Origin of the sequence: Oceanicella actignis (assembly GCF_900111545.1) — a bacterium.
Taxonomy (GTDB): domain Bacteria; phylum Pseudomonadota; class Alphaproteobacteria; order Rhodobacterales; family Rhodobacteraceae; genus Oceanicella; species Oceanicella actignis.
In genome coordinates, this window is the sequence record NZ_FOHL01000001.1 from 218,592 (window position 1) to 233,250 (window position 14,659).

Annotated in this window: 14 protein-coding genes; 10 read left to right on the top strand and 4 right to left on the bottom strand. The window is 70.6% G+C overall.

Translation table 11 applies throughout. The annotated features are described in order from the left end of the window. The first annotated feature begins 16 nt into the window (after window positions 1-16). The 9 genes from BMW67_RS01005 (at window position 17) to BMW67_RS01045 (ending at window position 10,590) form a co-directional block, all read left to right on the top strand. A complete protein-coding gene (locus tag BMW67_RS01005) occupies window positions 17-661 on the top strand; it encodes an RNA-binding protein (RefSeq protein ID WP_072746780.1) in 645 nt (214 codons plus the stop codon). Then, window positions 661-3,285, top strand: coding sequence for a translation initiation factor IF-2 (gene infB / locus BMW67_RS01010; RefSeq protein ID WP_072746781.1), 2,625 nt, complete (start codon window positions 661-663; stop codon window positions 3,283-3,285). The genes BMW67_RS01005 and infB overlap by 1 nt, the downstream gene beginning before the upstream one ends. Before the next feature lie 100 nt (window positions 3,286-3,385). Beyond that, the gene (gene rbfA / locus BMW67_RS01015; RefSeq protein WP_072746782.1) at window positions 3,386-3,838 is read left to right on the top strand and encodes a 30S ribosome-binding factor RbfA; all 453 of its coding nucleotides are present in this window, start codon (window positions 3,386-3,388) and stop codon (window positions 3,836-3,838) included. Between the two features lie 68 nt (window positions 3,839-3,906). Next, window positions 3,907-4,815, top strand: coding sequence for a tRNA pseudouridine(55) synthase TruB (gene truB / locus BMW67_RS01020; RefSeq protein ID WP_072746783.1), 909 nt, complete (start codon window positions 3,907-3,909; stop codon window positions 4,813-4,815). A gap of 82 nt (window positions 4,816-4,897) precedes the next feature. Further along, the gene (locus BMW67_RS01025) at window positions 4,898-5,683 is read left to right on the top strand and encodes a hypothetical protein (RefSeq protein WP_072746784.1); all 786 of its coding nucleotides are present in this window, start codon (window positions 4,898-4,900) and stop codon (window positions 5,681-5,683) included. Between the two features lie 215 nt (window positions 5,684-5,898). Beyond that, window positions 5,899-6,168, top strand: coding sequence for a 30S ribosomal protein S15 (gene rpsO / locus BMW67_RS01030; RefSeq protein ID WP_072746785.1), 270 nt, complete (start codon window positions 5,899-5,901; stop codon window positions 6,166-6,168). Window positions 6,169-6,404: 236 nt separating this feature from the next. Beyond that, complete coding sequence (gene pnp / locus BMW67_RS01035) at window positions 6,405-8,540, top strand: polyribonucleotide nucleotidyltransferase (protein WP_072746786.1); 2,136 nt, start codon at window positions 6,405-6,407, stop codon at window positions 8,538-8,540. A 157-nt stretch (window positions 8,541-8,697) separates the two neighbouring features. Beyond that, complete coding sequence (locus BMW67_RS01040; protein ID WP_072746787.1) at window positions 8,698-9,576, top strand: DMT family transporter; 879 nt, start codon at window positions 8,698-8,700, stop codon at window positions 9,574-9,576. Window positions 9,577-9,627: 51 nt separating this feature from the next. Next, entirely contained in the window at window positions 9,628-10,590 is a 963-nt protein-coding gene (locus tag BMW67_RS01045; protein WP_072746788.1) for an endonuclease/exonuclease/phosphatase family protein, read from the top strand. A gap of 24 nt (window positions 10,591-10,614) precedes the next feature. Here the strand turns inward: BMW67_RS01045 and BMW67_RS01050 are convergent, their stop codons facing one another. The 4 genes from BMW67_RS01050 to fabA form a co-directional block, all read right to left on the bottom strand. Next, window positions 10,615-11,328: a DVUA0089 family protein gene (locus BMW67_RS01050; protein WP_072746789.1), complete on the bottom strand. Its 714-nt coding sequence runs from the start codon at window positions 11,326-11,328 to the stop codon at window positions 10,615-10,617. Between the two features lie 118 nt (window positions 11,329-11,446). Then, window positions 11,447-12,235, bottom strand: a complete 789-nt coding sequence (locus BMW67_RS01055; protein ID WP_072746790.1) for an enoyl-ACP reductase FabI — start codon at window positions 12,233-12,235, stop codon at window positions 11,447-11,449. 10 nt (window positions 12,236-12,245) lie between these two features. After that, entirely contained in the window at window positions 12,246-13,469 is a 1,224-nt protein-coding gene (gene fabB / locus BMW67_RS01060) for a beta-ketoacyl-ACP synthase I (RefSeq protein WP_072746791.1), read from the bottom strand. Between the two features lie 39 nt (window positions 13,470-13,508). Beyond that, window positions 13,509-14,021 (bottom strand): bifunctional 3-hydroxydecanoyl-ACP dehydratase/trans-2-decenoyl-ACP isomerase, encoded by a 513-nt coding sequence (gene fabA, locus BMW67_RS01065; protein WP_072746792.1) that lies wholly within the window; start codon window positions 14,019-14,021, stop codon window positions 13,509-13,511. A gap of 191 nt (window positions 14,022-14,212) precedes the next feature. On the opposite strand from fabA, the gene irr reads away from it, so the two are divergent. After that, on the top strand, window positions 14,213-14,656 hold the full coding sequence (gene irr, locus BMW67_RS01070; RefSeq protein WP_072746957.1) for a Fur family transcriptional regulator Irr: 444 nt from the start codon (window positions 14,213-14,215) through the stop codon (window positions 14,654-14,656). Window positions 14,657-14,659 lie beyond the last annotated feature (3 nt).

Below are 14,659 nucleotides of genomic sequence, written 5' to 3' on the forward strand. Positions count from 1 at the left end.
CCCGCACGGCGCGCCCATGACCCGGGGCGGACGGCTCAAGACGCGCGAGCAGCCCGAGCGGCGCTGCATCGCCACCGGCGAGAGCGCCCCGCGCGAGGGGCTGATCCGCTTCGTCCTCGGGCCTGACGGGCAGGTCGCGCCGGATCTGGCCGAGCGCCTGCCCGGCCGCGGCGCCTGGGTGACGGCGCGCCGCGACGCGCTCGAGAAGGCCGTGCGGCGGGGGCTTTTCTCGCGCGCGTTCAAGACCCGGGCCGCCGCCGCGCCCGATCTGCCCGAGCGGGTCGAGGCGCTTCTGGCGGCGCGGCTGACCGAGCTGATCGCGCTTTGCCGAAAGGCGGGGCTTGCGGTCACCGGTTTCGAGAAGGTAAAGGCCCGGCTCAAGAAGGGGCCGGTCGCGGCGCTGATCGAGGCGCGCGACGGCTCCGAACAGGGGCGGGCCAAGCTGCGCCCCCTGGCCGGCAAGGCCCCGATCGTGGATTGCCTGAGCAGCCGCGAATTGGGTTTGGCCTTTGGCCGGGAATTTGTGATACATGCCGCCCTTGACGAGGGCGGACTGGCCCAGAGCGTGCTCCGCGAGTCGCTGAGGCTTTCCGGCTTTCGAACTTGCGACGACGCGCAGGACATGACGACTCCCGCACAGGGCGGGAAAAAGGACGGTTGATGAGCGATACTGACGGCGACAACAAGACGGGCGGCACCATCCGGACGCGAGGCGGCGGCGGCGGGGCCGGGCGCGTGCGGCCGGGCATCGGCCAGGGACGCTCGAAAACCGTCGTGGTCGAGACCAAGCGCAAGCGCGTGATCAAGCCCAAGGCGCCCGGCGCGGCGGCCAAGGCCGCGGGCGGCGCGAAGGCGGGCTCGGCCGCGGCGGCCGAGAAGCCGGCGGCGCAGGCTGCGACGCCCGCGCACCAGGCGCCCCAGCAGGCCGGCGGCGCCGGCCGCGCGGCGCGCGCGGCGCAGGGGCCCAAGGGACGCGGCGCCATGCTGCAAAGCCTCTCGCCCGAGGAATACGAGCGCCGCAAGCGCGCGCTCGAGGCCGCCAAGCGCGACGAAGGCGCGCGCCGCGCCCGCGAAGAGGCCGAGGCCAAGGCCCGCGAGGAAGAGCGCCTGCGCCTTCTGGCCGAGAAGGAAGAGCGCGAGCGCCGCGAGAAGGAAGAGCAGATCCGCCGCGAGCGCGAAGAGGCCGCCAAGGCCGAGGCCGCCGCCGAGGAGGCCCGCCGCAAGCAGGCCGAAGAGCGCGCCAAGGCCGAGGCGCAGACCCGCGCCCGCCCGGCCGAAGAGGCCGCCGCCCCGCGCCCCGACGACCGCGGCCCCGCCCGCGGCCCGGCCGGCAAGCGCGGCAAGGACGGCGCCGACCGCCCCGGCCCCCGCGGCCGCGACGAGGAACGCCGCCGCTCGGGCAAGCTGACCATCTCGCGCGTGATGTCCGACGACGAGGGCGGGCGCCAGCGCTCGGTCGCCGCCATGCGCCGCCGCGCCGAGCGCGAGAAGCGCAAGATGCGCGGCTCGGAAACCCGCGAGAAGGTCGTGCGCGACGTGCAGGTGCCCGACGCGATCACGGTGCAGGAGCTGGCCAACCGCATGGCCGAACGCGCCGCCGACGTGGTCAAGACCCTGTTCAAGAGCGGCATGATGGTCACCATCAACGACACGCTCGACGCCGACACCGCCCAGCTGGTGGTCGAGGAGTTCGGCCATCGCGTGGTGCGCGTGTCGGAAGCCGACGTCGAGAACGTGATCGAGACCGCCGAGGACCGCCCCGAGGACCTCAAGCCGCGCGCGCCCGTGGTCACGATCATGGGCCATGTGGACCACGGCAAGACCTCGCTGCTGGACGCGATCCGCAACACCAACGTCGTCTCGGGCGAGGCCGGCGGCATCACCCAGCATATCGGCGCCTATCAGGTGACGACCGAGGGCGGCGCGAAGATCACCTTCCTCGACACGCCGGGCCACGCCGCCTTCACCTCGATGCGCGCGCGCGGCGCGCAGGTGACCGACATCGTGGTCCTGGTGGTGGCGGCCGACGATTCGGTCATGCCCCAGACCATCGAGGCGATCCACCACGCCAAGGCCGCCGGCGTGCCGATGATCGTGGCCATCAACAAGTGCGACAAGCCCGACGCCGACCCCGAGAAGGTGCGCCTCGAACTGCTCCAGCACGAGGTGGTGGTCGAGAAGCTGTCGGGCGACGTGCAGGACGTCGAGGTGTCGGCCAAGACCGGCAAGGGCCTCGACGAGCTGCTCGAGGCCATCGCGCTCCAGGCCGAGATCCTGGACCTGAAGGCCAACCCCGACCGCCCCGCCGAAGGCGCGGTGATCGAGGCCAAGCTGGACGTGGGCCGCGGCCCGGTCGCCACCGTGCTGGTGCAGCGCGGCACGCTGCGCCGCGGCGACGTGTTCGTGGTGGGCGAGCAGTGGGGCCGCGTGCGCGCCCTGATGAACGACCGCGGCGAGCGGGTGAACGAGGCCGGCCCCTCGGTCCCGGTCGAGGTTCTGGGCCTTCAGGGCACGCCCGAGGCCGGCGACGTGCTGAACGTGGTCGAGGACGAGGCCAAGGCGCGCGAGATCTCGGACTACCGCCAGCGCAAGGCGCGCGAGATGCAGGCCGCCCGCGGCGCGCGCGCCACGCTCGACCAGCTCCTGGCCCAGGCCAAGGCGGATCAGGACGTGGCCGAGCTGCCGATCGTGGTCAAGGCCGACGTGCAGGGCTCGGTCGAGGCGATCGTCCAGGCGATGGAGAAGATCGGCAACGACGAGGTGCGCGTGCGCGTGCTGCATGCCGGTGTGGGCGCGATCACCGAATCGGACGTGACGCTGGCCGAGGCCTCGAAGGCCCCGATCATCGGCTTCAACGTCCGCGCCAACGCCCCCGCGCGCGAGGCGGCGAACCAGAAGGGCGTCGAGATCCGCTACTACTCGGTGATCTACGACCTTGTGGACGACGTGAAGGCGGCCGCTTCGGGCCTGCTCTCGCCGGAGATCAAGGAAACCTTCCTGGGCAACGCCCAGATCAAGGAGGTGTTCAAGGTCTCGGGCGTGGGCAAGGTGGCCGGCTGCGTGGTCACCGAGGGCGTCGCCCGCCGCGCCGCCGGCGTGCGCCTGTTGCGCGACAACGTGGTGATCCACGAAGGCCGCCTGAAGACGCTCAAGCGCTTCAAGGACGAGGTGGCCGAGGTCCGCGCGGGCCAGGAATGCGGCATGGCCTTCGAGAATTACGAGGACATCCGCCCCGGCGACGTGATCGAGATCTTCACCTCCGAGAAGGTCGAGCGCACGCTCTGAGGCGAAGCCGCCGCAAGCAACGGCGCGGCGACCCGCTCGCCGCGCCGTTCGCGTTCGCCCCGCCCGGCCCCGGCGCCGGACGCATTTGAAAGGATGAGGCATGAGCGCCAAACGCTTCGACGACGGCCGCGGCCCCAGCCAGCGCCAGCTGCGCGCGGGCGAGCTGATCCGCCGCGCCATGTCCGACGTGCTGATGCGCGGCGAACATCACGACCCCGAGCTTGCCCGGCACACCATCACCGTGACCGAGGTGCGCTGCTCGCCCGATCTGCGCCATGCGACCGTGTTCGTCATGCCGCTGGGCGGGCGCGAGATCGACCAGGCGCTGGACGCGCTCAAGCGCGCCCGCGCCACGCTGCGCCGCGCCCTGGCGCGGCATGTGACCATGAAATACCTGCCCGATCTGCGTTTCGTCCTGGATGAAAGCTTCGACCGCATGGACGAGACGCGCCGCCTTCTGTCCGAGGAGCGCGTGCGCCGCGACGTGGCGCATGACGACGCCGAGGCCGACGGCCCCGGCGATGCGGGCGAGGGCGGCCCCCAGGGCGACTGACCGCGCGGCGGGCCGGGCGCGACGGGCCGTTCCCCGCCCCCGCTCGGCCGCATGAGGGAGCTGCGAAGATGGCGCGACGCAAGAAGGGCCTGCCGATCGACGGCTGGCTGGTGGTGGACAAGCCGCAGGGCATGACCTCGGCGCAGGTGGTGTCGAAGGCGCGCTGGGCGCTGCGCGCGCAAAAGGCGGGCCATGCGGGCACGCTCGACCCCCTGGCGACGGGGGTTCTGGCCGTGGCCTTCGGCGAGGCGACCAAGACCGTTCCCTATGTGACCGACGCGCTCAAGGCCTATGCGTTCACCGTGCGCTGGGGCGCCTCCACGACGACCGACGACGCCGAGGGCGAGGTGATCGCGCGCTCGGACCTGCGCCCGGACCGCGCCGCCATCGAGGCTGCCCTGCCCGATTTCGAGGGCGAGATCATGCAGACGCCCCCCGCCTTCTCGGCGGTGAAGGTGGACGGCGAACGCGCCTACGACCTGGCCCGCGCGGGCGAGCAGGTGGCCCTCGCCCCCCGCCCCCTGTGGGTCGAGAGCCTGACCCTGACCGACATTCCCGACCCCGATCACGCCGTGTTCGAGATGGTGTGCGGCAAGGGCGGCTATGTGCGTGCGATCGCCCGGGATCTGGGCCGCGTCCTGGGCTGCGGCGGCCATGTCACGCAGCTGCGCCGCATCTGGGCCGGCCCCTTCGAGCTGGCCGACGCGGTGTCGATCGAGGCGCTCGAGGCCATGCGCGACGACCCGGACGCGGCCGCGCGCCTGCTGCCGGTCGAAGCGGGGCTGAGCGGCCTTGAGGAAATTCCCGTCACCGCCGAGGGCGCCGGCCGCCTGCGCGCCGGCCAGCCCGCCCCGGCCCTGCGCGCCGACGCCGAATACGGCGACGCCGTTTGGGCCTCGCATGACGGGCGGGCGGTGGCGATCGGGGTCTACAAGGGCGGGCAGGTGCATCCGAACAGGGTCTTCGCCGCCGATTGACGCCGGCGCCGGCGCATTGACTTTTAGCGAATTTGCACCGAACATGAACGCTGATGATCTTTTACGGCACGGTGGGATTCGCATGATGAAAGGCATTTTCAGCTGGCTGGCCGCGGCCGCCCTGACGGCGACCGGCGCGCTTGCCGCGCCCATCACGGGCAACGGCGACCCCCTTTCCGATCCCGCCGCGGCGGGGGCGGTCAAGTTCGACTTCGAAAGCGTCGCTCCGGGCGCCTATACGGTCCTTGACCTGGGCCTGGTGAAGCTCAGCGGCTGGGACCTGCGCTCTGGCGGCAAGACCGCCGCGCCGCTGCATGTCGACAGCAAGTTTCCCATCGACCACGCCTCGGCGCTGCCGACGCCCTTCGGGCCCTACAGCCATTGCGGCGATTACGTCTGCTACGACACTTCGGGCAAATACAACACGCAGGGCCAGAGCCTGAGCAACGGCGAGGAATCGATCAACTACGACGATGGCGGCGCGCCACTGCCCTACGTCACGCAGATCGAGTTCCTGTTCACTGCCCCCGCCACCTTCTTCGCCATGAACCTGGGCGGGCTCGACAACACCTGGGAACTCGCGACCTACGACGCCTCGGACGCGCTCATCGACTTCCTCGAGATCGCGCCGCAGTTTTCCAGCTCCACCGGGCAGTATTACGGCGCCAGTTCGGCGGCGGGCATCGTGCGCGCGACGCTGACCTCGCGGCTGGGGTTCGCGCAGAACGACCCCAATGGCGAGATGATCCTGCTCGACAACCTGACCGTCTCGGTTCCGCCGACGCCGGCGCCCCTGCCCGCGGGGCTGCCGCTGATGGCCGCGGCGCTGGCGGCGCTGGGCTTCGCGGCGCGCCGGCGCAAGAGCTGAGCCCGACGGGTGCGAACGGATGCGGGGCGGCGCGCCGGCGCCGCCCCGTTTCGTTCGGCGCGGCGCGATCGGCAGAATGGGCTTCCATTTTCCGCCGATCCGGGGCATATGACGGTCTTCTCCGACGACCTCGCTGGACGACATCCCGGCGCGCGCCGGCGGAGAACGGCGCATGACGCCGACCGCAACAACCATGACAGCCCAAGGAGGCCACGATGTCGATCGCTCCCGACGTCAAGGAAGCCGTGATCAAGGAATACGCGACCAAGGAAGGCGACACCGGTTCGCCCGAGGTCCAGGTCGCCATCCTGACCCACCGCATCAACGCGCTCACCGAGCATTTCAAGACCCACAAGAAGGACAACCACTCGCGGCGTGGCCTTCTGAAGATGGTGTCGCAGCGGCGCAAGCTGCTCGACTACCTCAAGTCGAAGGACGAAGGGCGCTACAAGTCGCTCATCGCCCGCCTCGGCATCCGCCGCTGACCCTGGCAAGGCGCGCTCCGCACGGGGCGCGCCTTGCGCAAACCGATGGGACCGGCCCCTGGGCCGGCCCCGCCGCCCCGCAAGGGGCACGGCCCCCGCGGGCCGCCGACGTCCGACGCGTTTCCTCCCCCGGCCCCGGGTTGAAGCGATGGGATATGGAAAATGGGGCCCGCCCCGAATGGGGGCGACACGCGGCCGACGCCACCGGGCGCCGACCGTCCGAAAAGGAAAAACGCATGTTCGACATCGTCAGGAAATCCATCCAGTGGGGCGGCGAGACGCTGACCCTCGAAACCGGCCGCATGGCCCGTCAGGCCGACGGCGCCGTGTTCGCCACGCTGGGCGAAACCTCGGTGCTCGCCACCGTGGTCTATGAAAAGAAGCCCAAGCCCGGATTGGACTTCTTCCCGCTCTCGGTTCACTACCAGGAGAAGTATTACGCCGCGGGCAAGATCCCCGGCGGCTTCTTCAAGCGCGAGGCGCGCCCCACCGAGAAAGAGACGCTGACCTCGCGTCTGATCGACCGGCCGATCCGCCCGCTCTTCGTTCCCGGCTTCAAGAACGAGACCCAGATCATCATCAACGTTCTGAGCCATGATCTCGAGAACGACCCCGACATCCTGGCCATGATCGCCGCCTCGGCCGCGCTGACCCTGTCGGGCGCGCCCTTCCTGGGCCCGATCGCCGGCGCGCGGGTGGGCTACGCCAACGGCCAATACATCCTCAACCCCAAGGTCGAGGACATGCAGCGGCTGAACGAGAACCCCGAGCAGAAGCTCAACCTCGTGGTCGCCGGCACCCGCGACGCGGTGATGATGGTCGAATCCGAGGCCTACGAGCTGTCCGAGGACGAGATGCTGGGCGCCGTCCAGTTCGGCCACGAGCAGATGCAGCCGGTCATCGACCTGATCATCGAGATGGCCGAAGAGGCCGCCAAGGACCCCTTCGACTTCCAGCCCGAGGACAACTCGGCCCTCATCGCCCGCGTCAAGGAGCTGGGCGAGGACAAGATGCGCGCCGCCTTCGCCATCACCGACAAGCAGGCGCGCCAGGCCGCCATCGCCGCCGCCCGCGCCGAGGTGATCGAGGCGCTGAACGAGGGCGCCGAAGAGCCGGTCGACCCCTCGGCCGCGATGGAGGCGCTCAAGAAGCTGGAATCGATGGTGCTGCGCGGCGACATCATCTCGGGCGGGCGGCGCATCGACGGGCGCGACCTGACCACCGTGCGCCCGATCGATTGCGAAGTCGGCCTTCTGCCGCGCACCCATGGCTCGGCCCTGTTCACCCGCGGCGAGACGCAGGCGCTGGTCGTGACCACGCTGGGCACCGGCGATGACGAGCAGATCATCGACGCGCTTGAGGGCGAGTGGCGCGAGCGCTTCCTGCTGCACTACAACTTCCCGCCCTTCTCGGTGGGCGAGGCGGGCCGCGTCGGCCCCGTCGGCCGGCGCGAGATCGGCCACGGCAAGCTGGCCTGGCGCGCGCTGCAGGCGGTGCTGCCGCCGGCGACCGACTTCCCCTACACCATCCGCCTCGTCTCCGAGATCACCGAGTCGAACGGCTCGTCCTCGATGGCCACCGTCTGCGGCGCCTCGCTGTCGATGATGGATGCGGGCGTGCCGCTCAAGGCGCCGGTGGCGGGCGTGGCCATGGGCCTGATCCTCGAGCAGGACGGCCGCTTCGCGGTGCTGACCGACATTCTCGGCGACGAGGATCACCTGGGCGACATGGACTTCAAGGTGGCCGGCACCGAGAAGGGCATCACCTCGCTCCAGATGGACATCAAGGTGGCGGGCATCACGCCCGAGATCATGAAGCAGGCGCTGGCGCAGGCCAAGGACGGCCGGCTGCACATCCTGCGCGAGATGTCGCGCGCCATCAGCTCGGCCAGCGGCTTCTCGGTCCATGCGCCGCGCATCGAGACCATGCAGATCAACCCCGACAAGATCCGCGAGGTCATCGGCGCCGGCGGCAAGGTCATCCGCTCGATCGTCGAGGAATCGGGCGCCAAGGTCGACATCAACGACGACGGCGTGATCAAGATCGCCTCGGCCGACGGCGCGGCGATCGAGAAGGCGAAGGAGCTGATCAACTCGATCGTGGCCGAGCCCGAGGTCGGCAAGATCTACACCGGCAAGGTGGTCAAGATCATGGATTTCGGCGCCTTCGTGAACTTCTTCGGCAAGCGCGACGGCCTTGTGCATGTCAGCCAGATGACCTGGGACCGCGGCGCCAACCCGCGCGACATCGTCAAGGAAGGCCAGGAGGTGAAGGTCAAGCTGCTGGGCTTCGACGATCGCGGCAAGGTGCGCCTGTCGATGAAGGTCGTGGACCAGGAGACGGGCGAAGAGATCAAGCGCGAAGACGCCTGATCGCCCGATCCCGCCCCAAGGAAGCCGGCCGCGCACGATGCGCGGCCGGCTTTTTCGCGCCCTGGCTGCGCCGGCGGGCTGGCGCGCGGTGCGGCGCGGCACTATAAGGCGGCCATATGGTTCATGCGCGAATCCGCGCCGTCAGGATTTCCGACCGATGTCACCCGCCGCCAGGGGCCTTTCCTTCGCCGCTCTCGCCATCACCATCTTCGCCGTCCAGGACGGGCTGTCCAAGGCCCTGGCGGCCGAGCATCCGCCGCTGCTCATCGTCATGATCCGCTACTGGGCCTTCGCGCTGTTCGTGGTCCTGATGGCCGCGCGGCGGCCGGGCGGCCTGCGCGCCGCCGCGCGCAGCGCGCGGCCCGTGCTGCAGATCCTGCGCAGCACGCTGCTGGCCGCCGAGGTGGTGGTGGCCATCACCGCCTTCGCCACGGTGGGCCTGGTGGCGACGCATTCCATCTTCGCCTCGGCGCCGCTGGTGGTCGCGGCGCTGTCGGTCCCGCTCCTGGGCGAGCAGGTGGGCTGGCGGCGCTGGACGGCGATCCTGGTCGGTTTGTTCGGCGTTCTGCTGATCCTCAAGCCGGGGGCCGAGGTGTTCGACCCGCGCATCCTCATCGCCGTCGCGGCGATGATCGCCATGGCGCTCTACGGCGTGCTCACCCGTCTGGCCAGCCGGTCGGATCCGTCTCAGGTCAGCTTCTTCTACACCGGCGTCGCGGGCGCGGCGGCGCTGACCCTGGTCGGGCCGTTCTACTGGCAGCCGCTCGCGCCCGAGCACTGGCCGCTGATGGGCGCGCTGTGCGTGACGGGCATCGCCGGGCACTATTTCCTGATCCGCGCCTTCGAGGCGCTGCCCGCGGTGGTCGTCCAGCCCTTCTCCTACCTGCAGCTGGTTCTGGCGTCGATGATCGGCATCTGGTTCTTCGGCGAATCGCCCGACGCGCTGACCATCCTCGGCGCGGCGATCATCGTCGGCGCGGGTCTGTTCACCGCCTGGCGCGAAGCGCGGCGCGGCGCGGGGCGCGTCGCGGCTTGACCGCGGCGCGAAAGCGGGGGCTCATGGGCCGTCGCCCCTGCGGAGCCGCCCATGCGCATCGCCACCTTCAACGTCCAGAACATGCGCCTGCGCATGCGGGACGGCGCGCCGCGGCTTGACGGCGCACGCGACCGGGATGCGGACGAGGACGCCGGCGCCGACGCGCTCGACCCCATCGACCGCCGCCTGACCGCGGCGGTGCTGCGCGCCGCCGACGCCGACGTCGTCGCGCTGCAGGAGGTCTTCGACCAGGCGACGCTGGACCATTTCCACGACGCCTGGCTTGCACCGACCGGAGCGGCGCCCTACCCCTTCCGCCACTGCCTGCCGGGCAATGACGGGCGCGGGCTGGACGTGGCGCTGATGAGCCGCCTGCCGCCCTTGCGGATCCAGAGCCACGCGGCCGAGACCCCGCGCAGCCTGGGCGTGGCGCCCCCGCCCGGCATCGACCCCGACGCGCCCCTCTTTCGCCGCGATTGCCTCGAGGCCCGCATCGGGGCGCTGACGCTGTTCGTGTGCCACTTCAAGGCGCCATGGCCAGATCCCGAGCGCGCGGCCGCCCTGCGCCGGGCCGAGGCGGCCGGGCTGCGGCGGCTGATCGAGCGGCGCTTCGCCGAACCGGCGCGCGCCCTGTGGCTGGCTCTGGGCGACATGAACGAACCCGCCGGCCTTTCGGCAACTGGCGCCCTGGCGCCGCTGGCGGACGGTTTCTGCGTGGACCTGCTCGAGCGCCTGCCCGAGGACGAGCGCTGGACCTGGGCCTCGCCCGACGGGCGGGGGGCCGGCAGACCCGACGCCATGCTCGCCTCGCCGGCGCTGGCGGCGCGCTGGCCGCAGGCGCGGCCCCGGATCATCCGCGCCGGGCTCGACCGCCTGGCGGGCCCGCCCGCGCGCTCGGGGCCGCCGCGCTTTGCCCAGGTCGGCCCGCACCGCCCCCATGCCAGCGATCATGCGGCGGTGGTCGTCGACCTGCCCGGGGCCGAAACGCAAACGGCGCCCGAAGGGGCGCCGTGAGCAAGGCAGGGTTCGCGCTTGCGGTCAGCTGCGCCGCCGCCCCAGCGCCGCAAGCCCGGCGAAGGCGCCGAGCAGCAGCGGCAGCCCGGCCGGCAGCGGCACGGGGCTGGGCGAGGGGTCGGAGAGCGGGGTGAAGCTGCTCACGCCCTTGGCCTGCACGGCGTAGTCGCCGGTGCGCAGCACGCTCTTTCCATCCACCACCCAGGAATCGCAGAAGAACGAGGTCGGATCGCAGAACCCCGCCTGAAGGGTCGCGGTGTAATGCGGCTGGCCGTCATAGGTGAACCCGTCGGCCAGGGTCTTGCCCGGGTCGGTCGCGGCCAGGGGCGTGTTCTGATACTGGGTCAGCGCCAGAAAATACGTGCCGGCGCCCAGCGGCCCCGAGATCCGCGCGTCATAGGGCTGCCCGGTGACGGGGTCGGACCCGACGCCGGCGCCGTCATCGTTCCCGGTGAGGAAGGAGCCGTCGGCGGCGAACAGCCACAGCGCGGGATCGAACCCGCCCGCGGGGACCGACGTGCCGTCCTCCATCGTGCCGCCCGCATAGCCGAAGGTGCGCAGATCGACCGAGCCCGACGCGTCCAGCGTCAGCTGGAACAGCGCCACGCCGTCATCGGCGGCGAAGGTCCCAGTCGCCGTGAACACCGGCGTGACCGTCACGGCCATGGCCGGCGCCGCGGCCAACCCCGCCATGAAACCCGCTGCGGCTACAACGCCCTTGATGCGGTCGAAAATCATTTTCTCACCTCGGTCTGCAATCATGCCACGCCCGACCGGCCCCCGGTCACGCTTTCGGTTACGCTTGGCGCATTGTTAACACATCTGCGCGATCCTTGCATGCCCGGATGCGGACCGCTCAGATATTTTCGGGCTGCGCCATGCCCAGCACGTGATAGCCGCCGTCCACATAGATCACGTCGCCGGTGGTCGAGGCGCCGTAATCCGAGCACAGGAACAGCGCCGCGCCGCCGACATGCTCGAGCGCGGCGTTCGCGCGCATGGGCGCGTTCGCCTCGACCTGCTTGTAGACGCGGCGCGCGCTGCCCACGGCCGAACCGGCCAGGGTGCGCATGGGGCCGGGGCTGATGGCGTTGACGCGCACGCCCTGCGGCCCCAGATCGTTCGCCAGATAGCGCACCGACGCCTCGAGCGCCGCCTTGGCCACGCCCATCACGTTGTAGTTGGGCATGACGCGATGCGCGCCCAGGAAGCTGAGCGTGACGATCGAGCCGCCCTTCTTCATCAGCGGCATGGCCCGGCGCGACAGATCGACCAGCGAGAAGCACGAGATGTCGAGCGAGTTGAGGAAGTTCGCGCGCGTGGTCTCGGCGAAGCGGCCCGTCAGCTCCTTCTTGTCCGAATAGGCGATGGCGTGGATGAGGAAATCCATCTCGCCCCACTCGGCCTCGATGGCGGCGAAGACGGCGTCGAGCGAGGCGTCGTCCTGCACGTCGGCGGGCAGGATGATCTTCGCGCCGACCGATTCCGCCAGCGGCCGCACGCGGCGCTCGAAATTCGCGCCCTGATAGGTGAAGGCCAGCTCGGCGCCATGCTCGTGCAGCACGCGCGCGATGCCCCAGGCGATCGAGTGATCGTTCGCCACGCCCATGACAAGCCCGCGCTTGCCCTGCATCAATCCGGTCATCGCGTTCCCGTCAACCATGATAGCGGCTCAGCACAAGCGAGGCGTTCGTGCCGCCGAAGCCGAAACTGTTGGACAGGACCGTGTCCAGCCCCGCGTCGTCGATGCGCTTCATGGCGATCTCGTCGGGGTGGATGGCGGGGTCCAGCTCCTCGATGTTGGCCGAGGCGGCGATGAAGTCGTGCTGCAGCATGAGCAGGCAGTAGATCGCCTCCTGCACGCCGGTCGCGCCCAGGCTGTGGCCGGTCAGCGACTTGGTGGACGAAGCCACGGGCTGGTCGTCGCCGAAGACGCGGCGGATGGCCTCGATCTCGCCCACGTCGCCCACCGGCGTCGAGGTGCCGTGCGTGTTGATGTAGTTCACCTTGCGGTCGCCCAACCCCTCGATGGCCAGACGCATGCAGCGCTCGCCGCCCTCGCCCGAGGGGGCGACCATGTCGTAGCCGTCCGAGTTGGCCGCGTATCCGGTGATCTCGGCATAGATCTTGGCGCCGCGCGCCTTGGCGTGCTCGAGCTCCTCCAGCACCACCACGCCCGCGCCGCCGGCGATGACGAAGCCGTCGCGGTTCTTGTCGTAGGGGCGCGAGGCCTTCTGCGGCGTGTCGTTGTATTTCGAGGACATGGCGCCCATGGCGTCGAACAGGCACGACAGCGTCCAGTCCAGCTCTTCGCCGCCGCCGGCGAAGACGATGTCCTGCTTGCCCCACTGGATCTGCTCGGCGCCCGCGCCGATGCAATGGGCCGAGGTCGAGCAGGCCGAGGTGATCGAGTAGTTGATCCCTTTGATCTTGAACGGCGTCGCCAGGCAGGCCGAGTTGGTCGAGGACATGCCGCGCGTGACCATGAACGGCCCCATGCGCTTGGGCGAGCCCTTCTCGATGACGGTCTTGTGCGCCTGGAACAGGTTCTTGGTCGACGGCCCGCCCGAGCCCATGATCAGGCCGGTGCGCGGGTTCGAGACCTCGTTCTCCTCAAGCCCGGCGTCGGCGATGGCCTGCTGCATGGCGATGTAGTTGTAGGCCGCGCCGTCGCCCATGAAGCGCAGCACGCGCTTGTCCACCAGCGCGGGGATGTCCACCTCCGGCTTGCCGTGGACCTGGCTGCGGAAGCCGTGCTCCTTGTATTCGGGGGCGAAGGAGATGCCCGAGCGCCCCTCGCGCAGGCTGGTCAGCACCTCGTCGGCGTTCGCGCCGATCGACGAAACGATGCCGAGCCCCGTGATCACAACGCGTCTCATCCGCGCCTCCGTGCGTTTGCGCCGCCTGCCGACAGGCCGTCACGCCTCGTCCTGAAAAAGCCCCACCCGCATGTCCCTGGTGGTGTAGATCAGCTCGTCGTCGGCGAACATGCGGCCGTCGGCGATGCCCAGCTTGAGCTTGCGGTCGATGATGCGCTTGAAGTCCACCTCGTAGCGCACGAGCCGCGTCCTGGGCGTCACCATGGCGGTGAACTTGACCTCGCCCACGCCCAGCGCGCGCCCGCGCCCCGGCATGCCCTTCCAGCCGAGGAAGAAGCCCGTCAGCTGCCACAGCGCGTCCACGCCCAGGCAGCCGGGCATGACCGGATCGCCGATGAAATGGCACTGGAAGAACCAGAGGTCGGGCTTGATGTCGAATTCGGCCGTGACCTGGCCCTTGCCATGCTCGCCGCCATCCTCGGTGATCGAGGTGATGCGGTCCATCATCAGCATGGGCGGCGCGGGCAGCTGCGCGTTGCCGGGGCCGAACAGCTCGCCGCGCGCGCAGGCCATCAGATCCTCGTAACCATAGCTGTTCTTGCGGTTGGTCATGAATCCTCCGAACGACCGACAAAGCGCCCCGGCGCGTGGGTTTCGCCTGCGCCGCGCCTCTTTCGCGCTTCCCTAGCACCGCGCCGCGCGGATGCGCAAGCGCGCGGGTCGGCGCGCGAAAGGATGCGCCTGCAACCGTTGCGCGCGGAACGGTCTTGATGCGGGCCGCGCGCGCGGGGTATCAGTCGGGCATGGAGCCGCTTGCCGACATCCGCGCGCCCGAGGCCGAGCGCCGCGCCGCCGCATGGCTGGCGCGCGGCGGCCTGCGCCCCACGCGCCAGCGCCGGCTTCTGGCGCGGCTGCTGGTGGGCGACGGGCGCAATCGCCACGTCACGGCCGAAGGGCTGTTCGAAGCCGCGCGCGCGGCCGGCGAGGGCGTGTCGCTGGCCACGGTCTACAACACGCTGCGCGCCTTCACCCAGGCGGGCCTTCTCAACGAGATCACCGTCGATGGCGGGCGCGCCTGCTTCGACACCTGCGTCGAGGATCACGCCCACTATTACTGGGAGGATGAGGGCCGCCTGACCGACGCGCCCCGCGGCGCGGTCGCGCTCAAGGCCCTGCCCGAAGCCCCAGAAGGCGCCGAGGTGGCGCGCGTCGACGTCGTGATTCGGCTGCGCCGGCGCGCGCGCTGAGGG

What these genes read in the sequence shown, in the direction of transcription:
- BMW67_RS01025 (WP_072746784.1), top strand. Translation starts at nt 4,898, where the DNA reads ATGATGAAAGGCATTTTCAGCTGGCTGGCCGCGGCCGCCCTGACGGCG.
- infB (WP_072746781.1), top strand. Translation starts at nt 661, where the DNA reads ATGAGCGATACTGACGGCGACAACAAGACGGGCGGCACCATCCGGACG.
- BMW67_RS01040 (WP_072746787.1), top strand. Translation starts at nt 8,698, where the DNA reads ATGTCACCCGCCGCCAGGGGCCTTTCCTTCGCCGCTCTCGCCATCACC.
- fabB (WP_072746791.1), bottom strand. Translation starts at nt 13,469, where the DNA reads ATGAGACGCGTTGTGATCACGGGGCTCGGCATCGTTTCGTCGATCGGC.
- rbfA (WP_072746782.1), top strand. Translation starts at nt 3,386, where the DNA reads ATGAGCGCCAAACGCTTCGACGACGGCCGCGGCCCCAGCCAGCGCCAG.
- BMW67_RS01055 (WP_072746790.1), bottom strand. Translation starts at nt 12,235, where the DNA reads ATGACCGGATTGATGCAGGGCAAGCGCGGGCTTGTCATGGGCGTGGCG.
- fabA (WP_072746792.1), bottom strand. Translation starts at nt 14,021, where the DNA reads ATGACCAACCGCAAGAACAGCTATGGTTACGAGGATCTGATGGCCTGC.
- rpsO (WP_072746785.1), top strand. Translation starts at nt 5,899, where the DNA reads ATGTCGATCGCTCCCGACGTCAAGGAAGCCGTGATCAAGGAATACGCG.
- BMW67_RS01050 (WP_072746789.1), bottom strand. Translation starts at nt 11,328, where the DNA reads ATGATTTTCGACCGCATCAAGGGCGTTGTAGCCGCAGCGGGTTTCATG.
- irr (WP_072746957.1), top strand. Translation starts at nt 14,213, where the DNA reads ATGGAGCCGCTTGCCGACATCCGCGCGCCCGAGGCCGAGCGCCGCGCC.
- BMW67_RS01005 (WP_072746780.1), top strand. Translation starts at nt 17, where the DNA reads ATGACCCGGGGCGGACGGCTCAAGACGCGCGAGCAGCCCGAGCGGCGC.
- BMW67_RS01045 (WP_072746788.1), top strand. Translation starts at nt 9,628, where the DNA reads ATGCGCATCGCCACCTTCAACGTCCAGAACATGCGCCTGCGCATGCGG.
- truB (WP_072746783.1), top strand. Translation starts at nt 3,907, where the DNA reads ATGGCGCGACGCAAGAAGGGCCTGCCGATCGACGGCTGGCTGGTGGTG.
- pnp (WP_072746786.1), top strand. Translation starts at nt 6,405, where the DNA reads ATGTTCGACATCGTCAGGAAATCCATCCAGTGGGGCGGCGAGACGCTG.